General features: G+C 48.1%; 16 protein-coding genes and 1 rRNA gene. 4 read left to right on the top strand and 13 right to left on the bottom strand.

The features are described 5' to 3' along the window. Positions 1 to 302 precede the first annotated feature (302 nt). The 8 genes from MKY85_RS01450 to MKY85_RS01415 form a co-directional block, all read right to left on the bottom strand. Positions 303 to 1,854 (bottom strand): 16S ribosomal RNA (locus tag MKY85_RS01450). Positions 1,855 to 2,480: 626 nt separating this feature from the next. After that, the gene (locus tag MKY85_RS01445; RefSeq protein WP_342571607.1) at positions 2,481 to 3,026 is read right to left on the bottom strand and encodes a GNAT family N-acetyltransferase; all 546 of its coding nucleotides are present in this window, start codon (positions 3,024 to 3,026) and stop codon (positions 2,481 to 2,483) included. A gap of 50 nt (positions 3,027 to 3,076) precedes the next feature. Beyond that, positions 3,077 to 4,681, bottom strand: a complete 1,605-nt coding sequence (locus tag MKY85_RS01440) for a response regulator (RefSeq protein WP_342571606.1) — start codon at positions 4,679 to 4,681, stop codon at positions 3,077 to 3,079. Beyond that, positions 4,678 to 6,588, bottom strand: a complete 1,911-nt coding sequence (locus MKY85_RS01435) for a sensor histidine kinase (RefSeq protein WP_342571605.1) — start codon at positions 6,586 to 6,588, stop codon at positions 4,678 to 4,680. Before MKY85_RS01435 ends, MKY85_RS01440 begins: the two co-directional genes overlap by 4 nt. Positions 6,589 to 6,616: 28 nt before the next feature. After that, positions 6,617 to 7,465, bottom strand: coding sequence for a carbohydrate ABC transporter permease (locus tag MKY85_RS01430; RefSeq protein WP_339239120.1), 849 nt, complete (start codon positions 7,463 to 7,465; stop codon positions 6,617 to 6,619). Further along, complete coding sequence (locus MKY85_RS01425) at positions 7,462 to 8,412, bottom strand: sugar ABC transporter permease (RefSeq protein ID WP_339239119.1); 951 nt, start codon at positions 8,410 to 8,412, stop codon at positions 7,462 to 7,464. The genes MKY85_RS01430 and MKY85_RS01425 overlap by 4 nt, the downstream gene beginning before the upstream one ends. Positions 8,413 to 8,459: 47 nt before the next feature. Continuing rightward, positions 8,460 to 9,800 carry an ABC transporter substrate-binding protein gene (locus MKY85_RS01420; protein ID WP_339239118.1) on the bottom strand — a complete coding sequence of 447 codons (1,341 nt, stop codon included), beginning with the start codon at positions 9,798 to 9,800 and terminating at the stop codon, positions 8,460 to 8,462. A gap of 184 nt (positions 9,801 to 9,984) precedes the next feature. Continuing rightward, positions 9,985 to 12,228, bottom strand: coding sequence for a glycoside hydrolase family 88 protein (locus tag MKY85_RS01415; protein WP_339239117.1), 2,244 nt, complete (start codon positions 12,226 to 12,228; stop codon positions 9,985 to 9,987). A gap of 374 nt (positions 12,229 to 12,602) precedes the next feature. On the opposite strand from MKY85_RS01415, the gene MKY85_RS01410 reads away from it, so the two are divergent. Continuing rightward, complete coding sequence (locus MKY85_RS01410; RefSeq protein WP_339239116.1) at positions 12,603 to 13,430, top strand: methyl-accepting chemotaxis protein; 828 nt, start codon at positions 12,603 to 12,605, stop codon at positions 13,428 to 13,430. 162 nt (positions 13,431 to 13,592) lie between these two features. On the opposite strand, the gene MKY85_RS01405 is transcribed toward MKY85_RS01410, so the two are convergent. Further along, a complete protein-coding gene (locus MKY85_RS01405) occupies positions 13,593 to 14,411 on the bottom strand; it encodes an endonuclease/exonuclease/phosphatase family protein (RefSeq protein ID WP_339239115.1) in 819 nt (272 codons plus the stop codon). A 280-nt stretch (positions 14,412 to 14,691) separates the two neighbouring features. Between MKY85_RS01405 and MKY85_RS01400 the strand changes: the two genes are divergently transcribed. Further along, the gene (locus MKY85_RS01400; protein WP_342571604.1) at positions 14,692 to 16,470 is read left to right on the top strand and encodes an SWIM zinc finger family protein; all 1,779 of its coding nucleotides are present in this window, start codon (positions 14,692 to 14,694) and stop codon (positions 16,468 to 16,470) included. Between the two features lie 5 nt (positions 16,471 to 16,475). Then, the gene (locus tag MKY85_RS01395) at positions 16,476 to 19,496 is read left to right on the top strand and encodes a DEAD/DEAH box helicase (RefSeq protein WP_339242868.1); all 3,021 of its coding nucleotides are present in this window, start codon (positions 16,476 to 16,478) and stop codon (positions 19,494 to 19,496) included. 138 nt (positions 19,497 to 19,634) lie between these two features. Here the strand turns inward: MKY85_RS01395 and MKY85_RS01390 are convergent, their stop codons facing one another. Then, on the bottom strand, positions 19,635 to 20,099 hold the full coding sequence (locus tag MKY85_RS01390) for a hypothetical protein (RefSeq protein WP_339239113.1): 465 nt from the start codon (positions 20,097 to 20,099) through the stop codon (positions 19,635 to 19,637). Between the two features lie 382 nt (positions 20,100 to 20,481). Here MKY85_RS01390 and MKY85_RS01385 point away from each other — a divergent pair, with 382 nt between their 5' ends. Next, the gene (locus MKY85_RS01385; RefSeq protein ID WP_339239112.1) at positions 20,482 to 21,165 is read left to right on the top strand and encodes a type 1 glutamine amidotransferase domain-containing protein; all 684 of its coding nucleotides are present in this window, start codon (positions 20,482 to 20,484) and stop codon (positions 21,163 to 21,165) included. A gap of 101 nt (positions 21,166 to 21,266) precedes the next feature. Here the strand turns inward: MKY85_RS01385 and MKY85_RS01380 are convergent, their stop codons facing one another. Genes MKY85_RS01380 through MKY85_RS01370 form a run of 3 tightly spaced genes read right to left on the bottom strand, consistent with a single transcriptional unit; the run spans position 21,267 to position 25,669 of the window. After that, positions 21,267 to 22,226, bottom strand: a complete 960-nt coding sequence (locus tag MKY85_RS01380; protein WP_342571603.1) for a 2-keto-3-deoxygluconate permease — start codon at positions 22,224 to 22,226, stop codon at positions 21,267 to 21,269. Positions 22,227 to 22,232: 6 nt separating this feature from the next. Next, positions 22,233 to 23,690, bottom strand: coding sequence for a family 1 glycosylhydrolase (locus tag MKY85_RS01375; protein ID WP_339239110.1), 1,458 nt, complete (start codon positions 23,688 to 23,690; stop codon positions 22,233 to 22,235). Between the two features lie 50 nt (positions 23,691 to 23,740). Continuing rightward, positions 23,741 to 25,669 carry a beta-glucoside-specific PTS transporter subunit IIABC gene (locus tag MKY85_RS01370; protein ID WP_339239109.1) on the bottom strand — a complete coding sequence of 643 codons (1,929 nt, stop codon included), beginning with the start codon at positions 25,667 to 25,669 and terminating at the stop codon, positions 23,741 to 23,743. Between the last annotated feature and the right edge of the window lie 90 nt (positions 25,670 to 25,759).

The raw sequence follows: 25,759 nt of genomic DNA, 5'->3' as shown, positions 1-25,759 counted from the left end.
GTTCGAGCTGTCACTCCGCTTGTTTTGGACTGCGTCCAAAGCCAAAAGTCGTTCCATTTCGATCACTCGCTTATGCAATCTACCGTTTTTATTGAAACTTGTTTAACACAAGTTCAGCTAAAAAGGAATGTTCTAATTCGCGTTTGTTTCGTTTCGATATCTAGTTTTCAAAGAACAAGCTCCATGCAAAAGCAAGCTGTTTGAGAGTTTGAGCTCTCAAAACTGAGCAACGAGTGAGTAACTAGCCGACCTGGCTAGATTTTGTATTTGAATGTTTCCGCTCGGGAAACGATTCTCCATAGAAAGGAGGTGATCCAGCCGCACCTTCCGATACGGCTACCTTGTTACGACTTCACCCCAATCATCTATCCCACCTTCGGCGGCTGGCTCCTTGCGGTTACCCCACCGACTTCGGGTGTTATAAACTCTCGTGGTGTGACGGGCGGTGTGTACAAGACCCGGGAACGTATTCACCGCGGCATGCTGATCCGCGATTACTAGCAATTCCGACTTCATGCAGGCGAGTTGCAGCCTGCAATCCGAACTGAGACCGGCTTTTTAGGATTCGTTCCACCTCGCGGCTTCACAGCCCGTTGTACCGGCCATTGTAGTACGTGTGTAGCCCAGGTCATAAGGGGCATGATGATTTGACGTCATCCCCACCTTCCTCCGGTTTGTCACCGGCAGTCACCTTAGAGTGCCCATCCGAAATGCTGGCAACTAAGATCAAGGGTTGCGCTCGTTGCGGGACTTAACCCAACATCTCACGACACGAGCTGACGACAACCATGCACCACCTGTCTAGCATGTCCCGAAGGAAAGGACTATCTCTAGCCCGGTCATGCTGATGTCAAGACCTGGTAAGGTTCTTCGCGTTGCTTCGAATTAAACCACATACTCCACTGCTTGTGCGGGTCCCCGTCAATTCCTTTGAGTTTCAGTCTTGCGACCGTACTCCCCAGGCGGAGTGCTTAATGTGTTAACTTCGGCACCAAGGGTATCGAAACCCCTAACACCTAGCACTCATCGTTTACGGCGTGGACTACCAGGGTATCTAATCCTGTTTGCTCCCCACGCTTTCGCGCCTCAGCGTCAGTTACAGCCCAGAGAGTCGCCTTCGCCACTGGTGTTCCTCCACATATCTACGCATTTCACCGCTACACGTGGAATTCCACTCTCCTCTTCTGCACTCAAGTCACCCAGTTTCCAGTGCGATCCGGGGTTGAGCCCCGGGATTAAACACCAGACTTAAATGACCGCCTGCGCGCGCTTTACGCCCAATAATTCCGGACAACGCTTGCCCCCTACGTATTACCGCGGCTGCTGGCACGTAGTTAGCCGGGGCTTTCTTCTCAGGTACCGTCACCTTGAGAGCAGTTACTCTCCCAAGCGTTCTTCCCTGGCAACAGAGCTTTACGATCCGAAAACCTTCATCACTCACGCGGCATTGCTCCGTCAGGCTTTCGCCCATTGCGGAAGATTCCCTACTGCTGCCTCCCGTAGGAGTCTGGGCCGTGTCTCAGTCCCAGTGTGGCCGATCACCCTCTCAGGTCGGCTACGCATCGTCGCCTTGGTGAGCCGTTACCCCACCAACTAGCTAATGCGCCGCAGGCCCATCCCCAAGTGACAGATTGCTCCGTCTTTCCAGTTTCCTTCAGGCGAAGAAAACAACTATTCGGTATTAGCTACCGTTTCCGGTAGTTGTCCCAAACTTGAGGGCAGGTTGCCTACGTGTTACTCACCCGTCCGCCGCTAAGTCTCAAAGAAGCAAGCTTCTTATCAACTCCGCTCGACTTGCATGTATTAGGCATGCCGCCAGCGTTCGTCCTGAGCCAGGATCAAACTCTCCAATAAAGTATTGAAAAGAGCGATAAGCTCATTTTGAATCTGACGAGATTAAAAATCTCAATTGTGCTCCAGTCGATTCAAGCCAAGGCTTGTTTCAACTTTCGCGTTCATTCTGCAAGCAGAATGTTTACTCACTCGTTGTTCAGTTTTCAAAGATCAAACTTGTTTCGTTACCGAGCGTTGTTCTCCTCAGCAACTTTTATATCATAACACTTCCGAACCAACTTAGCAAGCCTTTTTTTCAAGTTTCTTTCGAAGCTTATTTGATTTGCCTGCGACACTTTGTTCTCGTTTTTTTTGGCCGGAAATAGAATATATCATATACACAACACAATTACTACTTGTAAAATATCCCATCAGCAAACGAATGGTTAAACCTAATTCAATCTTTTATTAATCTCTTTTTCCTATGGCAATATCCTCTTACTATATCCTATATACGCTCACCGGTCGAATCTCTCTCAATATAGGTTATGAACTAATCAACCAGCATCATTACATTCGTTATATAAAATACGAAACACAATATCTCTATTCTATAACACTGCTATCTATTATGTGGATACCGAATCTAATAATTGAACTCCATGGGTTGTATATAAGATAGAATTGTGATCTTCACTTTTTTACTATTAGTCTTTGAACCTGCCCATCACTATCGTGTCGTGATACTTTCCATTAACGTGTCGCCGATCCTTTTTCAAAATACCTTCGATCTCGAAGCCACTCTTTTGGTATAACTCAATTGCCTTTTCGTTGGATGCCACTACGTTTAACGTCATCTTCTCTACCCCTGTCTGGTCTGCCCATTCAATCGACTGTGCTAACAAGTTCTTGCCAATCCCATGTCCCCAGTACGCTTTGGCTACACACACGCCGAACTCAACCTTATGCCAAAAGCGCTTCAACTCTCTGCCTTCACATCGGGAATACCCCACAATTTCGCCCGCTACTACAGCAACAAGGAACAGATTCCGTGACTTATCAGTATCCAAATGGATGATCCGCCTAAACCCGGCTGCGTCGATATACGCTTCGCCCTCTTCCCTATCCATGTTCTCGGTTTCCCCGTCCATTTGTACACGAAGTGAAGACAAGGCCTCAGCATCTGTTTCATCTGCGGATCGAATTGAGTAAGATAAGCCTTTAATGTAATATTCCTGTTGATCGATAATCATAAGAACCATTCCGCCTCTTCACTTTGTTAAAATACTTTACCCTTATGGCTCTACTCCACCTCAGACGGACTCTTGCCCGTAAGCATTTTGAATACCTGGCTGAAATACGTCGCATTACGGAAACCCGTCATCTCGCTCACCTCATATACCATGTAATGTCCCGACTGCAACAGTTCCAGCGCCCTCTGAATTCGGTACCCGTTCAAATAACTCACGAAATTCTCACCTGTCACCCTTTTGAACAGTTGACTCAGATACTTCGGGTGTACGAATAGTCCCTTGGCTATCGCTTCAAAACTAATTTCTTCAGCGTAATGAAGCTCCACATACTGTTTCACCTGCTCGATGAGTTTATTGCTTTTTTTCTCGCCCATCTCCTTGCGTATCTGTTCCAGCCAGTTGCAGATAATACGGTCCATCCAGCTTACCAGATCATGCAACGCATACTTCGATTGAATTTCACGCAAAAAATCACTCATCGCCAGCGGTGGCGTTAACATGGGATGAAGTCGGTTCCAGCTATGAATCAACGTGTCAAACAGACTGACGGCCACCACCTGTACATCCTGTATCCCAACACAGTTACCTTCTTTCAGCAAAAGGTGAATGTCCTGCCATAGCTCTTCCGCCAGATCAGGTCGAATATTCGCCCAAGCCTCATTCCATTGACGAAGCAATAATGAATAATCAGTCACACTTGCTTCTGTATCCTCAGATGCCTCGTAGTGGTAGATACGACTTCCACCTTGAAATTCTGCTGTTTCCACTGCCTCTCTGCTCTCGAGATAAGAATCTATTGCCTCACATGGGTGACTTTTGGATCTTCCGATTCCAGCACTCACTTCAATTTTCAGATACGTAAAGATCTGATCAATCATCCGCTCTATGAGTGGCAGGCATTCCTCCAATATATCTTTATCACCTAATAGAAGTAACACAAATACCTGATCCGAATAATCAACAATCTCTACCTGACCATTCATGCGCGCTGCCTGATCCTTCACCGTCTCCTGAATAATATCAGCCGCCCCATAGCGGAGAAGCTGCCAATCTCGTTCTTTCATCCGTGTCAGAAATACGGGGCGATTCAGCTGCAGACTAATCGCACGTGTCTGTGAGGACATATGAATGCCTATATAGTCCATGCGTTCTTTAGGCAGTTCATCTGCCCGATATCGCGTAGTCAGCAGTTCGTGAAGAAACTGTTTGCGCAAATACGGAAGTACCCGTCCAACCTCCTGCTTATACGTCCGCTCCAGCCGCTCATGCCGCTCTCGCACATCTTGTTCCAGTAGTACCTCTCGCAGCACAGACTCAATCTCCTCAACCTCAGCCGGCTTCAGCAAAAAGTGATTCACCCCCCAGCGCATGGCTGCCCTGGCGTTCTCGAATTCGTCATATCCACTAAGAATGATAATCGGCAGGTAGGGATGATCACGTCGCAACGTCTGGGTGATCTCAAGCCCCGTCATGCCCGGTAGATAGACGTCAGTCATAACGACATCGGGATTCATACGGTGGAACAGTTCCAGCGCATCCAAGCCATTGGAAGCCGTACCTGCAATGCCGAGGCCCAGTGAAGACCAATCGATATGATCGGTTAATGCCTTTACAATATGAGGATCGTCATCAACAAGCATAATGGTCTTCATCATTTTTCACCGTCCAGCCATAGATTTAATTGCTCGTCGGTCTCAATACGCGGCAGCGTAATGGTCACTTCCACGCCACCTGAATCTCTATTGCTCAGTTGAACGCCATACCTCTTTCCACAATACAACTGAATCCGTTGATGCACATTCCGTACACCGATGCCACATGTCTCTTCGAGTTCCCATCCCTCCGGCAAACCTTGTCCATTATCCGTAATACGAATGACGATATCCTCATGCGGGCCAACCTCTTCGTGCATATACACTTGAATTCGAAGTGTACCCTCTTCAGGGTGCCCGTGCATAACAGCGTTTTCGATAAAGGGCTGCAAGATAATCTTGGGAATGTAACAACCGCGAATACGTGGATCGATCTGCTCCTGATAATGAATGGAGAACGGTAACCGCTCTGACTGTATATTAACGTAGCAACGGGCATGCTCCAACTCATCTCGAACCCGAATAAACAATCTTCCTCCACTCAGTCCAATCCGTAACAGCTTGCTAAGCTGCACAATCATGCGGCTGATATCCTTGGCTTCATAATCGAGTGCGCGCCAGTGGATCATGTCGAGGGTGTTGTATAAAAAATGGGGTTTGATCTGGGCCTCAAGCAAGCCCGTTTGGGCTTCACGCTTGGCCCGGCTCTCCTCCTTCACCTGTTCCATCAGCGTTGTGAGTTGTGAAGCCATATGATTAAAGCCATAAGCCAAGTGGGCGTATTCCTCCGTAAACGAAAGGTGCACCCGGGTATCGAAGTCCCCTTTCTCCAGTTGTCTCATTCGCTTGATCAATTGTCGCAGAGGCCGGATGATCTGCCTCACGAACAGGTACGCAAGCACAGCGGAACATAACAGTCCCAGTATGGCGATACCGAGAATCTGCCAGCCCGCATGTCTGACCGGAGATAGCAGTGTGTACACCGGAATAGTCTGTACGAGGCGCCACTGGAGCATGGCTGGTCTGGAGTAGAGTACCAATTGCGCACCTCCGGATTGGCCGGAAACGACTTCATATCCGTCTGCGCCAGGCTGGACATGCTCCTGAATCCATGCACTATCTATAATAGAAGAAGATGCGTTTACGGCATCATCCATTTCTGGAGCTGTACTCACTTCATTACTCCTATTCGATCGTTCCTGTTCGTCCAATGCATCACCTTCAGCATGATCGGATTGTACATTCTCCTCTGCTGGATCAGCTTTCCCCATCTCCATTACGACATTACCAGCCGTATCTACCAACAGGACTTTTCCATCAAGCACCATGGGTACATCAGCGAACCTGCGTACAATGTCCGCTCTACTCAGCCGAATGAGCACATAAGCAACCGTTCCGCCATGACTGTCGAAAATCCGTTGGGCGTATCCGACCAGGGATTGGCCCGACTCGTTCTCACGCAGCGGCACCCATGCCGCATCAGCCTTTTCCAGCGTAGCAAACCAAGAGTCATGTGCGATGGTGTCCACCGGAAATATGCGATCAGCCATCGTCACTGTCACCTCATTAAAGACATCCGTATACAGTTCAATGGAAGTAATGCCGTCACTCACGACCATGGTATGATCCAGGATTCGAGAGACCTCTCTCCGCTGGTGAATCTGTGCAAGTCTGCCCGTATCGGCCGTTTCGAGCAGATGGGACAGTTCCCGATTGCTTGCCAAACCATAGGCGGTTCCTGTTATCCCTGTAATGAAATCAAATCCCCGACGTGTGCTCTCGTTCAGAAGAGCCAGACGTGCTTTGCTAATCTCGGCAAATGTGACCGCGGAGAAAGACTGATATGCCAACCAGACAACAACCGAGACGAGCAACAGGTTAAACGCAATAAAGCAAGTCACCATCAACGTGGAGAGCTTGCTTTGTTGCAGCTTTTGATTAATGAATGAAGACCATCTGCCTTTCCCCATGGAAAAATCAACTCGTTTCGTCTTGGAATTACCCTTTGAGCCCAGAGGTCGCGATTCCTTCCACGAAGTACTTTTGACACACGATAAATACAATGAAACATGGCACCAACGACAACACCGACATGGCAAACATCGGACCCCAATCGGATTGAGAACTCGAATCAAGGAACAGACGCAGACCTAGCGGCACGGTGTATTTGCTAACGTCACTCAAGTAGATCAACTGACTGAAGAAATCGTCCCATGTCCACAAGAACGTAAAGATCATCGTGGTAACCAGTGCTGGAAACGCAAGTGGAATGATGATTTTGGTGTAAATTTTCACAGGACCGCAACCATCAATGGTAGCCGCCTCATCCAACTCTTTGGGCAATCCCCGGAAGAACTGTACCATGAGAAAAATGAAAAAGGCGTCGGTCGCGAGCCATTTTGGCACCACAAGCGGCAGATACGTATTCACCCACTCCAGGTGGTTGAAGAGAATATACTGCGGGATCAGCGTTACATGATGGGGCAGCATAATCGTCATGAGCATCAGGCCGAAACAGATGGCTTTGAAGCGAAAATTCAGTCGGGCGAAGGCATATGCCGCCATAGAGCAGGAGATGACATTGCCCAGCACGGCACCAAGCGACAGGATGACAGAGTTGGTCAGGAACCGGGAGAACGGGTTGCCCTGAATTCCAGACCAGCCATTCATGTAATTTTGCCAATTCCATTCCTGTGGCCAGAACCAGGTCTCTGTAAAGATCATATGTCCCGGTTTGAATGAACTGCCCAACATCCAGAGGATCGGGTAGAGCATGACAAAGGCGATGCCTGAGATCAACATATGTTTGCTGACGACCCATGTTTTAGAGTTTCGTTGTCCAATCATGATTTCCCACCATCCTCATAGTGCACCCACAGCTTGCTGCTGCGGAATACGAGCAATGTAAATACGCCAATCAGGATGACCAGCACCCAGGCCATCGCGGAAGCATAGCCCATCTGAAAGAAAGAGAATCCTTTTTTGTACAGATACAGAGAGTACATTAAGGTTGAATTCACTGGTCCTCCGCTACCATTACTGATAACAAAAGCCTGTGTGAACGATTGAAAGGACGTAATCAGTTGCATCACGAGATTGAAAAAAATGACGGGTGACAGAATCGGCAACGTGATATAGAAGAATCTCCGCAGAGGACCTGCTCCATCTACCGCTGAGGCTTCATCATATTCAGGTGGAATCTGCTTCAAGCCTGCCAGGAAAATAATCATGGATGATCCAAACTGCCATACCGATAAAAGCACGATGGAGTACAGGGCATACTTCGGATTAGCAACCCAATCGGGCGCCTTAATGCCCACCATGGCAAGCACACTATTGAGCAGCCCGTCACCGCCCAGCATTTTACGCCACAGCATTGCAATCGCAACGCTGCCTCCAAGCAATGTCGGAATGTAATACACGGTCCGGTAAATACCAAGTCCTCGAATCCCTTTATTGAGCAGCATGGCTACCAGCAGGGCAAAGATCAGCTTGACCGGTACCGATACAGCGACATACGTGAAGGTGACTTTGAGCGACTGGGTAAACAGTTTATCCGATGTAAACATCGTGGTGTAGTTATCCAGACCGACCCAAGAAGGGGCGGCCAGGATACTGTAATCAGTGAATGAGATGTATAACGATACCAACATTGGACCCAAGGTGAGAAATAACAATCCCACAAGCCATGGGGCGAGGAACAGAAGCGCGGCTCCATTATGCGCATATCTCCGTTTGACCCGCCGGGCAGCTACACGCTCGATTCGGGCTTGACTGACCTGTGATGTGTTCATCTTCGCAACCTCCCCGCAGTATTAGAAGTCTGAGACAGTTCCAATCGTTATTGACTTGATCCAAGTGTAGCCTTGGCTCCTTCAATAAACTGGGCAATGACATCTGGAGTATCGCCTTGACCGAAGGCAATCTGCTCGCTTGCGCTCTTGAAACTTGTGTCCACTTCAGCAAATCCTTGCGGGTATGGTGGATCGATCTCACTGGAATGCTTCGATACGGTATCGATAAATTGGAAAATGACTTGCTCCGCTTCCGGCAGCGTTGGCTGCATCTGCTCACGAATGCTTGAGTTAACCGGCACACCACGTTCAGAACCAAGAATAGCGGTTGCTTCTGGATCATTGACCATGAAATCAATGAACATGGCAACTTCCTTCGGATGTTTGGTTTTGCCATAACCAGAGAGGAACTGGCCTGGTTTCAGGTATTCGCCAATTTGCTGCTCGTTGACACCATGCGGGAGTACTTGTATCCCAAGCTTATGATCCTGGTTTTTGTTCACCTGCTGGAATGTCAGCAATTGATTGGACCATGCAAAATCCATGGCAGCTGTACCCAGTGAGATCGGGCGGGTCTCCAGTGCATTGGTTGTGGATGCCGTGATCTCCGCTGTGGTCACTCCACCATTCTCGCGCAGTGCGCCCCACATATCGAACCACTGCTGGAGCTCCTCGCTGGTAGCGGTCATTGTGCCACCGTCGAACAAACCTTTTCCGGATTGTCGGATAAATACTTCAAACATGTTGGTTGTACCGGAAATGTCTGCAGATCCATAGAACCCATCACCTTTGGCTGCGGCAATCTTGGTCGCAATATCCCCAAAATCCTTCCATGTCCAGCTCTCTTGCGGTTCTTCAATCCCTAATTCCTGAAATACGGTGGCGTCATAGATGACACCTGGTGCGTTTACTCCGAGGGTAATTGCATATAATTTATCGTCAATGGATCCGGCTGTAATCATGCTCTGATCATGATCCTCTGTTCGCAGCTCTTTGCTCTCTGCAAATGGGGTCAGATCAAGCAAGGCACCACGCCGGGCAAAGTCAGTCAGAAATGCGTAATCCATCTGGATGATATCCGGTGCATTTGAACCGGCTACCTGTGTCGTTAATTTGTCAAAATAACCATCCCAACCGGAGTATTCAGGTTTAATGGTGATTCCCGGATGTTTTTCTTCAAATAGTTGAATGACTTTGGTCGTCAGATCATGTCTGGTCTGTGATCCCCACCAGGTCATGCGCAGTTCAATCTTGCCTGAAGAGTCTCCTTCACTTTCACTTGCTTCGCCAGAAGAAGCTGGCTTATCCGTGGCTCCTCCCGAACAGGCTGTAGCGAACAATAACAGGGACAGGCAGAACAGGGTTACCCACTTTTTCGTGATCATCATGAATGAATTTCCTCCCCTTTTCACTTCTGTGGAATCGCTTACAAAACCTATTGTATCGGTCCATTGCTGGACATGACATAAACAAAAGTAAGCTTTCCTGTCAAAAAAGTAAGGAGTTGAAAGAATCACAAACCACCGGGAATAACATTCCCGGCGGTCGTGTTCCCGTCTCAGATATGGTGTGTCAGGAATGTGAGACTGCAGGTGAAGACACCATGTGTTCGGCCAGATGTTTCTTCATTTTGGCCACCTCGGTTCCTGCCAGCATCATAATGCCTATTCCGTGATTGTCATTGGTGACGGTACGCAAGTCCTGATCGTAATACTCTGCCGTAAATGCATATCGTGATCCACTGCACACGCCATGGACATTACCTTGACGATCAATCGCTTTACAGATGAGTCCCTTCCAGGCCCGTTCGGCGGCCGTGACGTAAACTTCAGGGTCTTTGAACCAGCCAAAACGTACCCCTCTCGCAAAACCATAGGCAAACATCGCCGTGCAGGAGGCTTCTTCATACGTCTGCGGTTCGTTCAACACCTGATGCCACAACCCACTTTCCCCTTGAAGCGCCGCATATCCTTCACACAATTCGTTGAAGAAATTAATTAGAGTCGGGCGCTCGGGATGCTCTGCCGGCAAAGCTTCCAATACCTCCGTCAAGGAGAATAATGTCCAGCCATTGCCCCGTCCCCATGGAATCTGCGTGGCCTGTCCGTATTTGAAATCATACACATGGGACATGATCTTGAACTCAGGCATGAACAGATACTTCCGATACAGTGAAAATTGTCTGGCGGCTTCATCCAATGCGGCGGAGTTGCCTGTCACCCGTGCATAACGAACGAGAAACGGCGTGCTCATATATAGATCATCTGCCCACATGGTATTCTCAGCATACTCCCCTACACATGTGCGATAAAATGCCCCATCTTCCTGCCGTTCCAGGCGGGAGAGCATAAAATCTGCAATCCGTTCAGCAATCGGAAGAAACGTCGGTTCATGACACTCTGAATACGCTTCCATCATGGCCGAACCAAAAGAACCGCAGTTATCCAGCATTTTCAGCATGACCAATTGTTGATTGACTGCCGGGAAACCATACTGCTCCCGATCCCATAATGAGTACTCATACATCTGGGTACATGCCTGCACATGCTCCGCCGCATAACGTGTAATATCCGGTCTCTGCAAATAACGCCCCGTCCGTAATAGACCATAGACAGTGACACCTAATGGATAATCCCAGCGACCATAATTGGTCACACTACCCACAGTCCATTTGTTGCTTAACATGGCGTTTTCATAATAAGGTCTAATCCAGGCATCCGGTCGATCCAAACGCCAATATGTCTGTTCTTGCCCCGTTTGGTACACTCGGTCTGTTCGGGTAAGATCCTGCACATCCGGTTCAATCTCCGACTCAAAGGGACCGACATATAACCAGGACTCTCCGGAAGCACCGTGGACACGCTGAGGAAGTTCCAATGAAAGTGGCTTACCCGAAACGGTTGCATTCAAATTAAAATGCCACGGTCCTGCCGCATCATTGCATTCACTTCGGACGAGCAGGTCACTCCGCCCAAAAGAGGCTGCTACCTCCACCTCAAACGGACCTGCCTCCTTCACTTGTGCCACAGGTTTGCCGCTAATCCATATGCTTAAAGAACCGGAGGATTGACCTGACAATCGTACCTGACTCCCGGTTGAATCGGTATTGTTCAGATGCGTCCAAGCATACACATGCCGTCCAGGGAGATGTCCGTATATTCGTTCGAGAGCCGGCTTGGTTATCTCTTCATTAGACCAGCCTGTCTCAGGCAGCCACTTCAAACTGTAATCTGCTTCTTTTCCAAGCAGGTCTGGTTGCTTACTCGCAGCAAGGTTTGGTTGGGAGAACACCCAACCCGCTTGTCCCTGTCTCTCCTGAAACGGCGCAAATACGTTCAGAATACGCACTTTACCTTCATCTGAGCCGAACTGGCAACCGAAGCCGGCAGGGGTATTTTTCATTTCCAGCCAAATGGTGTTCCAACCGGGCTTGATATCGATGCTGAGCTTCACCGTTGCATCAGGACTGATCTCATCCATTACGGTAGAGCGATAAACCAACTGCTCATTAAAATAAAAGCGAACAGGTCCATAACAGCGAACCAACACATCCAGATTCCGATCCTCATCCCCCCAGACCAGCGCAGCTGCGTAAGATATATGATCTTTGGGAGCGTCAGGAAAGCGTTTACCTAAATTCAGATCATAAAGCCCTTTCTCATTTTGCAAAATACCAGACTTCTGGAATACCCGATATACAAAATCAGCCTGCGCATTGGCCCCAATATACCTCTCGGCCAGCACTTTCAACACCTGATCCTGATCTTCTCCAAATCGGTAATACATGCTCTGCGGTTCGCTGAAATAGGTTGTCATTGATCGCACACATCCCTCTCACATTGAAATAAAATCTTATCCGAAATAAAACGTCCAACCGGGCAGCTCAGACCCATATTCTGCTATGGCAGGATCTAGAGATATAGCGCTTAACCTTCGTAAGGAACGCCCTTGCCCTGAACGTTAATATATTCTATTTTACTCAGGCACCAATTAATAATCCCAGTATAACTGACATGTTCTATGGTGGCTACAGATTTTTGTTTACGCTTACAAATAAATTCGAAGCGCTACTTTATGTCTCGTCCGTTGAACTTATATTTGAACATTCGTTTAAAAAAACAGAAACCGTTACCGATATAGATAGTAGGTCGAAAAATTCCACTTTTTGTATCGGGAAGGAAAGATGCACATTGAATACTCTTGAATCTCTGGTAAATGCTATGCCTTTTGTTAGCCAAATGTTCCGTGACGACATATCCATATCCATTAATGATCATGAGAAAGTTTTGTATTTTTCCGAAGCAAAAAGTCTGGAGATTGGCGTGAAGGTCGGAGATGAGCTGCATGACGATTACAAAGATTTCAAAATGCTCACCAACAAGGATACGCGTACCGTGGCACGCATGCCTGGTGATCTGCAAGGCAGACCTTTTGACGCCATCCTTATTCCCATCAAGGAAAACGATCAGGTCGTGGGCATATTGGGTGTGAACTACGCATTGGATAGTCATATGACACTGGAGACGCTGATCCGTGAAAATGAAACAACTATTCATGCGCTTGTCGGTGGCATTCAGCAGATTGCGGCACATTCGGAAGAACTCTCTGCAACCTCAGAGGAGATTCTGCGCAACTCCAAAAAAGCTTCAGAGAACTCGGTTAGTGTGTCTAAAGTAACAAACGTCATTCGTGAAGTATCGGAACAAACCAATCTGCTTGGACTGAACGCCATGATCGAGGCAGCTCGTGTGGGCGATCAGGGAGCCGGATTCGGTGTGGTTGCCAGTGAAGTACGCAAACTGTCCGATCATACGAAACAAGCAGCGGCTGATATCGAAACCTCTCTCGGTAGTGTACAGGATTCCATGAAACATATGGAGCAGGAGATCGGTCAGATTACAACCGCAACAGTAGATCAAGCCAAGCTCGTTAGCGAGTTTATGGAAAGCATTGAACAGCTTAGCGAGACAAGCGAGAATCTGAAAAAGTTCGTACATCAGATGCTGGCGTTAGAATAGTAGGCCAGTCCCGCAACAAAATGAAGAACAACCATACTACATGTACATAGGAAATGATGTTTGAATGCAACAAAGACTCCGGCTACACTTCCCTTAACAGGAAGTCAGCGGAGGCTTTGTTTCTTTAATTGAGAGGATATCCCATTTATAGCCGCATGGCTGTTAGATCTCTACAGCAACGCCAAAATGGTCGGACACGACCGGCCCGTTTTTACCGTTCAAAACCACAGTGGAAGACTTGGCCTGAATGGGACGATTGGAGAAGATATAGTCGATTCGCAAATCGCGTTTGTTGTCTGCCCAGCCGGCAATGGCCTTCACCACGGTTGCTCCTTCATCCTTTTGCAATGCTGTGGTGTACAGGTCGTTCCAGCCTTTGCTCATCATATAGTCATAGCCTTCTCCACGCACTTCCGCGACATTGTTGAAATCACCCATTATATATAACGGCTGATCCATGTAGGGGGCAAGCTTGCTCTCTGTCAACTCCCACTGTCCCTTGAACGGTTCCTGCGCATCATCCCACCAGTTATAGTGTCCGTTCACAAACCAGGTTGCTTCACCTTGGACGACCGTCTGGATTCCCACAATCTTACGGGTCCGGTAATTGTTATAATCACGCATGTGGGACACGTATTCTCCAAAAGCCTGTGTGATCGGCGTCCGGCTAAGGATCGCCAGTCCTTCATCGTATTTTTGGAACCCGACATGTGCGGGAATCCACGTCCAGTAATATTGCTCTGTCAGCTGCTGAAGCAGGACGTAGGCGTAGTTGTCTTTTTTAATCACAGCATCCGATTCAGTCGCATAATACCGCCTCAGTTCTTCTTCAGAAAGCGCCGCTTCCTGCATGGACTGGTTAACCTCCTGCATGGAGATTACATCAAATTGATGTGTATTTATAAAATCAGCCAGCTGACCGATCTTGTTCAGTTGATCCTCTTCCGCCCAAGCGTGTGTGTTTAACGTCAGTATTTTCATATGCTCTCTCCTGTTGTTTGTAATATGACCGTTTCCCCGGCCTGCATCGTTCCTGAAAGGAATACATACGATAAGCATACACAATATGAGGCAATCATGCATGCCACTCGCTCACGGCACCTGCGTATTCATCCAAATTCATGTTTGTCCAAAAAGAACTTCATATTCTTATAACCCATGCACGGATTGGCTCATAACTGATATGATGGATACAACGATTTTACAACATCACGTCATCGACGTGGTGATTACTGAACCTATGTTTACCCCAGGAGATGGAATGATGAACATACCGAATAACATGAGGATGGATGATGCGCAGTGGCAACAGTTGATCAGGCAGGTTGCAGAGCATTTTAATAACCTGACGATCATGCGCGGATTCCAATATTATAAACAGAAACGTGTCGGACCATTAACCTATTCCGAACAACAAGGGATCTCGGCCGTTGTACAAGGATCGGAAGAATATGAGGTCACCCTGAGCATGCAATCCCTGTCTACCAGTCATTGTACCTGCCCGGTGAGTTCCGTATGCAAACACATGACGGCAGTCTTGATGAGTTATGCCGAGCAACTGGAGCGACCTGTACATGCGATTGTGAATGCACACTCCAGTACTGCGCTTAAACAAACGACTAAACCCGTCGGGGCCATGTCCGCAGGACGATCCAGCTACGCCGAAGCTGATGAACAACAGGATATGGACATTCAGGACAACCAATACAGTCAGATCAAGGAGCGTGCAACAGAGCTTGCCGCTCTCGAAATCTCGGAATGGCATGAGCTATTCCACTCCTGTCTGAGACGGCTGGGTACCGGCACAGCAAGCACATCCTACGTGCAGGAAGCAACGGACGAGTTATATGCCATTAAGCCAAGGCTGACCGCTGCGATGGACCAACTTTTTGAACTACATGTGCAGCTGCACCTCATACGATTCTGCGTACCGCCGGCTCGTAACTCAATTACGCATACCCCCGTGTACATGAGCTACCCTGCCCAGCTCGCGGTTGATGCACTTCTGAAAGACATTGAACGGATCTTTAGCCATCCGCTAGACTTGTCCGGTCTAAAGGGAAACAAGCTTGAGCAACTTTGGAACAGATTGTCTGAAACCTCAGCTTATTTACGTAAACAGATGATGCCTGAGACAGCAAGCATGATGTTCTTCACTCCGATCTATCGACAACTGTGGTTGAACTGGATCGTACCTGAGCTTCAAGGGTCGCGGGACATGTTAGTGTCGGAACAGACCATCTTAAATGATATAGAGCGCAATCTAACAGCGACTTCAGCACCTTCCCAGTCAGGTGGGAGTGTCTTGGGCAGCGCTCAGAGTAATGGAAGTAGTAGTGATAGACCAAGCAAAGCCGTATCCCTGCCTTTACCACTCGTACTCGCGCAGAGCTGGATGTATTTCCATGTAGGGCAAGACGATCAGGCATGGCAGCGACTCATCCATGGAAGCTCGGCCTATGGTATCCCGCCAGAACATCTGTTGCATTTTCTCCACGTGCTCACAGATGCAGCTGAATGGAAGCGGCTCGGAGATTGGTTGGTACAACTTGGTCCCCTGCTGGCGAATCGGCGTAACACACCTTTGAATGATTACATGCATCTGTGGGACACGGCCATTCAACATCTGCCGGATACAGAGAACCGCATGTGGGACACACTTGTCAGCATGCTCCCCCACTCTCGCCCAGCCTATGAGGATGCCATGCATTCTCGTGGTCAGTGGCGCAGGTGGATTGATTTTCAGCTAAGTACAGGGACAGAACCTCTCGAATTCCGCGTAGCGGTGCTGCAACCGATTGAAAAAGATGCACCTGAACTGTTGCTGCCCTTCTATCATCAGGCGGTGGAGCGTTATATCGGACATAAGAACAGGGACGGATACAAGGCCGCGGTGAAGCTGCTGAAACGCCTGTCCAAAATCTATAAAAAGTTGAAGCAAGAAGCGCACTGGGAGCAATTCATCACCACACTCGCCGTTCGTAACAGTCGGCTGCGCGCCCTGCAGGAAGAGCTTCGGAAAGGTAAACTGATCTCATGAGCTTAATTCATCCATACACTGAAACGATTGAGGTTCACGTCGCTTTAACCGGATATGGCGATGCTTTGTTTTACGGAGCACTCAACACACACCACTTTGTATCGGGACAGTCGCTTAAGCAGCGATTGTTCGCTTGGCATGCACCTTCCTTCTACGGTACCGAACTGGAAGTTCGGCAGATCGAGGAGATTGAGTTGGTTGTTCTGCCTGCAGAAGAAGTCATTCCCTTCTTTGCCGAGATGCACACGCTGCTTCATATTGAATGGAAGTGGGACGAGCAAGCGGAACATCTGATTCGACTGGCTCCTGCACTCGCAGCATCTGTTGAGAAACGCAAATACGTACCCAGCTTTGAGGCCTATCGCGCAGGACAACTTCAGTGGACCTGGGACCCGGACAGCTTGAAAAAGCAGGATCGGGCATCGCTTACCAAAGCGATTCAACAGACGGACGAGAGCTACGCGGAAGGGCTCGGGGCGGCTTACTCTGCCTTCGTATTCCAACGCTGGTACAGTTCGGAGGAAGCTGCGACCGATCTGCGGCGTGAATTTCCGCAGTTGTTCCCAGAGCGCGGTACTCTACCCAAGACAGCCGGAATGGACGCTCAGTCCTGGCTTGTATCCATTGGCTGGAAAGCGGATGCCGCACCATTCAGACCTATGCTGCAATTGCAGGAGCCGGACGAGGATGAGCCAGCTTGGCGGCTGCGACTGGTGTTGCAGAACAAGCTGGATGCCGCCATCTTGGTGCCCGTCATGCTGGATTCACGCGGCAGACTTGAAGGCGAATGGCCAGAGGTATGGACACCGTTCATTCTGGATCGCTCCGCCGGATGGCTGGATCAGCTTCGTGCACATCTGCCACGTCTTGCAAGCTCTATTAGCGGCAGACGGGATGTGCTGAGTGATCCTTTGGAAGATCAGGAAGCCTGGCAGTTCCTTACACAGGATAGCGGCAGGTTGCTGGCAGCAGGTTGGCAAGTCTTGCTCCCGGGTTGGTGGGAAGCAGCCCGGAAGAAGAAACCTAAGCTGCGCGCCAAGGTGAAGCCAGAGGAAGGCAGTGAGCGGGGACAGTCCTTCTTCGGACTGGACTCAATTATTCATTTTGACTGGCGCATTGCGATTGGTGATACGGATCTCAGCGAAGATGAGTTCGCCGATCTTGTGGCCCGTAATGAACGATTGGTTCGCTTCCGTGGAGAATGGGTTCCTCTCGACCCCGACCTGCTGGAACAGATACGTCGTGCCATGGGCGGTGTAGATCGGGAACAAGGACTCTCATTTCAGGATATTCTGCACCTGCATCTGCTGCACAATGAACAGCGGGAATATCGCAACCAGAAATGGAAGGAAGGACAACAAGCCGAGGAAGAGCAGCAACCACAGGATGATCAGAACATTCGGCTGGAAGTAGAACTGAATGAGCACCTGAATCGGGTCATTGCACAACTGGGAGGCGGACAAGGCGGTGCGCCTTCCCTGCCCATTCCTACAGGGCTTCATGCCGAGCTGCGATCGTATCAGAAGGAAGGTTTTGCATGGCTTGGTTTCCTGCGCAGATTCGGCCTTGGGGCATGTCTTGCCGATGATATGGGTCTCGGGAAAACCATACAGTTCATTACGTATCTATTACACATCAAAGAACATGAACCACGTAAGCCGGGACAGGCTCCGGCACTTCTGATCTGTCCAACTTCTGTATTGGGCAACTGGCAAAAGGAGATTAGCCGCTTCGCACCCTCCATTCATGTCAGCCTGCATTACGGAGCACGCCGATTAAGCGGGGAAGAATTCCGGGAGCAAACGGAACAAGTGGACATTATCATCACGTCCTTTGCTACGGCTACACTCGATCAGGAAATGTTGCAGACATATACGTGGTCATGCATCTGCCTCGATGAAGCGCAGAATATCAAAAACGCCCAGACCAAACAGTCCCTGGCCGTCCGCAGCTTCCCGGCAAAACACCGCATTGCCATGACAGGCACACCAATCGAGAATCGGTTGTCCGAGCTGTGGTCAATCTATGATTTTACGAATCCAGGATATCTGGGCAGTGCCCGAGCATTCCAGACTCGCTTTATCAGTGCCATCGAGAAAGACAAGGATGAGCAGCGGATGCAAGATCTTCAACAGCTCGTGAAACCGTTCATGCTGCGCCGCAAGAAAAAAGATCCGAATATCCAGCTTGATCTGCCAGACAAAAACGAGATGAAGACATACATTCACCTTACGGGTGAGCAGAGTGCATTATATGACCAGTCCGTGCAAGCCCTGATGGATAAAATGAAAGAGCTGGAAGGTATCAAACGCAAAGGTGCGATTCTGTCGGCACTAACTCAGCTTAAACAATTGTGTGACCACCCTCTGCTGCTGACAAAAGAAGCTTTGCCGGAGGAACTGCCCGAGGACGGCACATTAACATCTTCTTATGATGTGTACAGCCCGCAGGATATGGCGATGCTGATCAGCCGTTCCGCGAAGCTGGAACGACTGATGGAGCTTGTCCGTGAATTGCGGGATGAGGGCGAGCGATGCCTGATCTTCACCCAATACATCGGTATGGGACAGATGCTGCAACAGGTACTGCGTCAGGAGTTGCAGGAACCTGTGCTGTATCTGCACGGGGGCACCTCTAAGACGGCAAGGGACCGCATGATTGAGGAATTCCAATCCCGAACACTGCCTGAGGACAAGCAGCCGTCCGTCTTCATTCTGTCCATCAAGGCAGGCGGCGTGGGATTGAATCTGACCGCAGCCAATCATGTCTTCCACTTTGACCGCTGGTGGAACCCTGCTGTGGAGAATCAAGCCACCGACCGGGCTTATCGGATGGGTCAGACCAAAGATGTACAGGTGCATAAGTTCATCTCTCTCGGTACATTGGAGGAGCGGATCGACGAGATGTTGGAGAGCAAACAACAACTTAGCGATAACATCATCACAAGCTCCGAGAACTGGATTACGGAACTGTCGACGGACGAGCTGAAGGATCTGTTCACTCGGCGTCGTGACTGGTCGGGGTAACCTGGCAGAAGATTTATAGTACAGGCCAAACCCGGATTTCAGAGAGATAAAACAAATAAAAAACACAAAAAGAGCGAAGTTTCGGAATTAAAATTCCGGCTCCGCTCTTTTTGTATTGTTGCAGTTAATCATCCGTTCTTAACGCATGTTACCGATGATGGATGATCTTGAATCCTGCATTTTTTTGATAAAGTTAGTCATTACGTCAAATGCTTCATTACGCTTGTTGGACAGGGACTGCAGACGAAGCATGTCCATCTGTTGGGAATTGCTTGCAGCATCAATTTGGCCTTTCAGCTTCTGAATAGCTGCTTCATCCCCGTTTTGTTGAGCTATCGACAATTGTGCATTCAAATCTGCAATATAATTGTTACGGTTCTGTACTTCCTGAATTTGTGTCTGCAATTGGGCATCCAATAATTTGGTGCGTTCTTGTTGAACCAACATCAAAGCAGTTTCGATATCCATACTTTGAATATTAGCCATAGAAATACTAGAGATATTCGAATTAGAGATTGTGCTTGCCGAGGCTGAAGAGACGATGGAGACTGCAGCGACAACAGCAACTGCTGTTGAAGCGAAAAATTTACCTGAACGTTTCATTTGTGTTCCTCCGAGTCCCTATGTAATATGTACCAGTTTTTTGTTGGTATCTTCCGCCATTCTAAATCAAAAGAACTAGTTGTTCAATCAAATTATCATCAAATTTGAATTAATTTTGATAACCCTTACACATGCCTACCTCCGCTTACAAATTGAGTAAATTAAAAAGAACATTATAAGTAAACGTGCATTCTTGAGAGCATATTAACTACGACTAGATTGTTCTTTACGCCTACGCTTGAAAGTAACAATGGAGATCGAAGATACGTTCATGATTTTACTTTAGAACATGATTATGTTATGTTTAATAATATATTTTACACAATTTAATTTTGTGATATTTAATATAAATGATGTTATACACTTTACGGGAGGTTTTTATATGAAAAAGATACTGGTTGTACTAACAAACGTAGATAAATACGCAACGAAGGACGAACCTACCGGCTTGTGGCTGAGCGAAGCAACTCACTTTATTGAAGAGTTTGACCATAATGACAATGTTCAGATCGATCTGGTTAGCCCTAAAGGGGGTAACGTACCTCTTGATCCGAAAAGTCTCGGTGACTCCCTGGATGAGAGCACCAAAGCCTATTTCGAGAACGAAACATTCATGAACCAATTGAAGAACACGTTGAAACCTGGCGAAGTGAATGCAAGTGATTATGATGCGATCTACTTCACAGGGGGTCACGGTACAATGTGGGATTTCCCGGACAATGCGGAACTTCAAGAGCTTTCTCGTGAAATCTATGAAAAAGGTGGCGTTGTGTCCGGTGTGTGCCACGGGGTTACAGCCCTGCTGAACGTGAAGTTGTCCAACGGCTTGCTCTTGATCAAAGACAAAACCGTCTCCGGCTTCACGAATGAAGAGGAAGCATTGGCACAACAAACCGAATATGTTCCTTTCCTGCTGGAAGATGCTTTGAGAGAACGTGCCGCACAGTACGATAAAGCTGCTGCCTTCAGCTCTTATGTCACAACAGATGGCCGCGTGGTCACAGGACAGAATCCGCAATCTAGCAAAGCAGTAGCTGAAAGTGTTAAACAATTGCTGGGTCTGTAAAATAAACCGATCGATCCCTCTCCTCCCCCCAGGAGATCATATAGATGTAAAAGCAAAACAGCATGTGATCCGTCATGACCTGACAGAACACATGCTGTTTTTTAATGATTTGCTTTTGTCGAAGCTTCCGTCACTGTTCCTGTAGCCAGTCGCTTCACGATATAAGGCACGGTCACCGATGTCAGGATCACGGCAAACGCAATCTGAGCGATGGCTGTGTCCACATAGGGCGCATATGCCGGATTGAACCCGGCAGCCATTGAAGGTACCACTCTAGACAATCCAGCAACCGAACATGTCGCAGCTGCTGCATAACCGGGCCGCCTTAATAACGCACGATCGATTCCAATGAGCGGCAGCATGCAGATCAGCAAAAATAACACCGTGACCAGCAAACCGGATAGACTGGATTGAAATGCAATGCGCAGATCAATATTGGACCCAAAGCTTGTGCCCAGGAAAGGCAGCAGAATCAGTGTTCCCGGAGCGAACATCTTCTGTATATTACTGTCCAGATTGCCAAGCAATATGCCGATGAAGAAAGGCACCAGGGTAGCAAGGACACTGAGGTAATCGATACCGACCCCACTTGCCGAATTCAATATCATAACCGGAATAACCGGTACGGCAATCAGATTCAGAATGCCAAACGCGGCACGATCCACATCATCTCCATACGTATTCATCAAGGCCAGATATAAACCCGGATTACAACTGGTCAGAACAGCAATGAAAGCTACCGCAGACACGCCTCCAACCCCACTAATGCCAAAAAAGTGTACAAACGCCCAGCCGAACAGACAGCTGATAAGAATACGTGAAATACAAAGTACCCCTGCTCTTTTCAAGGTCACCAGAAGCTGTGACAGATTGAGCTGTGTTCCGGACACGAGCAAAATCATGCCAATCAGCACCATGGTACCTTTCGATGTGAATAGTGCTGTCGTTGGATCTCCGATCTGAAACAACGATGGAAACACCGTGTTGACGACCGCGGCGGCAAGCATGGGAACAATCAGCAAGCCGCCGGGAATTTTTTTGATTCGGCCCAGAATATTCATGACCTGTTACAGTTCTGCTCCGTTGGTACGGATCACATTCTGATACCAGAAGAACGAATCCTTCCGATATCTTTGCAGCGTACCATTACCGTAATCATCCTGATCCACGTAGATAAATCCGTACCGTTTGCTCATCTCGGAAGTCCCTGAACTGATCATGTCAATGGGTCCCCACATCGTGTAACCCAATACTTCGACCCCATCCGCAATGGCGAGTCCCATCTGTTCAATATGTTTGCTCAGAAAATCAATTCGGTAGGGGTCGTTGATCGTTCCGTCCTCATTCAGCTTGTCGTAGAAGCCTGAGCTGTTCTCCAGAATGAAGACCGGTTTTTGATATCGATCATAGACGAGATTCAACGTATACCGCAGGCCAATGGGATCAATCTGCCAACCCCACTCGTTTGCAGGCAAATGCGGGTTTTTGTAGACACTGTGTACGTTCCCGGCTGTTAATTCAAGTTGTTCGGTATCACTACTGGATATCATGGAGTTGTAATACGACATCCCCACGAAGTCAGCTGTATGTGCGCGAATATTATCCAGATCACCGTCCTCGATGTTCAACTGGATCTGCTTATTTTTGAAATACGTTTTACTATAATAAGGATACTCGCCTTTATTGAGCACATCCAGATAGAATTGATTTTTCATCTGATCATCCTGCTGCATCTGAAGTGCATCCTCCGGCTTGCATGTGTACGGGTACGTTGTAAAATAAGCCACCATACTTCCGATCTGGTTATTCGGATCAATCTCATGAGCCATCTTGGTTGCTCTGGACGCTGCTACAAATTGATGGTGCAGCCCTTGGAACAGCATTTCCTCATAATTCGGCGCATCATAATCAATGATTCCCAGCGTCTTGGCCGATGCCTTCACGCTCATGTTGATCTCGTTGAACGTCACCCAATATTTCACTTTGCCCTTGTAGCGCTTGAACAGCACATCACAATAGTTTACATATAGATCAATCAACTTGCGGTTGTACCATCCTCCGAACTTGTCCATCAGTACAATCGGTGTATCAAAGTGGCTGATGGTAATCAGGGGCTCCATGCCCTGTTTTAGACATTCATCAATAACCTGATCATAGAACTCCAGTGCCTTTTCATTCGGAGCAGCATCGTCGCCACCTGGAAATACTCTGGCCCATGAAATGGAATAACGGAATACTTTGAAGCCCATCTCGGCGAACAAGGCGATATCTTCACGGAAAGAATGATAGAAATCAATCCCCCGGCGCTTTGGATATTTAATCGTATCCGGGTCATTCCTGGCCTCTTCAATCATCTCCCAATTCACCCTGATCTGCTTGGTCACCTTGCGGTCGTTCTTCTCATTAAACTTCATCACTTCTGGAATGGTTAGGCTCTTGCCATCAACATTATAAGCACCTTCAGCCTGACAGGCAGAAAGCGCCCCGCCCCACAAAAAATCTTTTGGAAAATTAGAATGAGTCATTTTAGTTTCCTCCTGTTATTACGTGTTGTTTAAATGGTTTATTTAACGTTCTAGGGGATTAGCTTGATCAGCGCCTCACTCTCCCGGATCGGGCCGCTGGTCGCTGTAGTCAGCACGTCCCCATACTGTTGCATGTTGGTCACCACAATGGATGTAATGGTGTTATAACCTGCTGTCGTAATGCCCTCTGGATCAAACTCTACCAATAAATCGCCAGCCTTGATGGTCTGTCCCTGTTCGATATGGGCGGTAAAATATTTGCCTTTGAGGCTGACGGTGTCTACCCCGATATGAATGAGGATCTCGACACCATTCGCCGCCTTCAATCCGATGGCATGTTTGGTACGATAAAGGGCCTCGACTACTCCGTCAAATGGAGCATATACCTTGCCATCTGTCGGAACAATCGCAATACCTTTACCCATTAACTCTTGGGCAAATGCCTGATCTTCCACTTCAGAGATCGGTTTGATCTCCCCTGTCATCGGACTAACGATAAGCATGTCAGCAGATGTGGATGTCTGTGTTGATGCGGATGCTGGAGTTACCTCTGTGGCAGCAACGGTTGGATTGCTATTTACTCCACCAGTGGTTTGCTGCTTCAACTTGGCTCCTTCTGCATCTTCCTTGATGCCTGCCATCAGCGTGAAGACAAAACCGAGTACAACGGCGGCAATACAACCAATAACAACATACATGTAACGATCAGATGAATACGTACCAATTGCCAATACACCTGGAAGTGAAATAGCGTTCGCTGTGGTATGCACCAAGCTGTAGAATCCACCGACTAATCCACCTGCAAGACAACCTGCGAAAAAAGGACGTTTATATTTGAGTGTTACACCATAGATCGCCGGCTCGGTGATCCCGAACAACGCGGTGAATCCACTCGAAGCAGCCGCTGATTTCATCGTTTTGCTCTTTGTCAGTACAAACACACCGAAGGCTGCTCCAGCCTGAGCCAAATTCGCTGCCAGTGCCGTTGGTAACAGCACGGTTGCACCCAGTGTAGCCACTTGTTGAACCTGAATAGGCATGATGGCATAGTGCATACCGAACATGACCATAATCGGTTTGAAAAATCCAAGAATCGCACCAGCAAGGACACCTGCGGTTGAGAACAATGAATTAATGCCATTGGTCAACCAGTCACCGATATATGAACCTACTGGACCAAGCACGATTAGTTCCACTGGAATCATAATGAACAAAACAATCATTGGGGTAAGCAGGACCTGTAGAAACTTGGGAATCACTCGATTGACGATTGGATACACATAACTCATAATCCATACCGCCAAAATGATTGGAATGACGGAAGAGGAATATTTCATCAACAGAATCGGCAAGCCGAGAAAATCAATACGGTTTACACCCGTCTCAGCAATCTGAGCCGCAGCGTTCAAAATGGTTGGATGCATGAGTCCCGCAGCGAGAGCTACCGCCAAATAGGGATTCGTTTTGAAACGGTTTGCTGCACTAACTGCCAGGAAGAATGGCATGAAGTAGAAAATACAGTCCCCGATCATGTTAATGATCGTTAGGAATCCAGAGCCTTCCAAGTAACCCATGGCAGTTATAACGGTGGCTAAACATTTGATCATCCCGCAACCAACGAGTGCTGGCAGAACAGGCGTGAAGATACCTGCAATGGTTTCAAGCACGACATTGACGGGGTTACGTCTCTTTTTCGGTCCACTATCTGCAGACTCCATAAGTTCGCCAATATGGTCAGAGGTAAGATTTTTCATTTCACTGTAGACTGCATCTACCCTGGCACCGATGACAACCTGAATCTGCCCCCCGGAATTCTGTGCCTTAAGCACGCCTTCGAGCTGATCCAGCGCCTTGAGGTCTGCTTTGTGATCATCCTTCAGTACAAATCTCAAACGGGTTGCACAGTGTGTCAGACCCGATATATTTTGCTCGCCGCCAACGAGATCAAGTACGTTTTTAGCCAATTCTTTGTTGTTCATGACTCTTCTCCTCTACATCAATAAATTGGATATATAAAAAATGACCAAGCCGGGGAATCGTCATTCCCTACGCTTGGTCATGCCTGATCG

This window comes from Paenibacillus sp. FSL R5-0749 (genome assembly GCF_038595085.1).
In the GTDB taxonomy this organism is placed as follows: domain Bacteria; phylum Bacillota; class Bacilli; order Paenibacillales; family Paenibacillaceae; genus Paenibacillus.
Note: the sequence above shows the minus strand (reverse complement) of the source record. Positions and strands in the feature narration are given on the sequence as shown.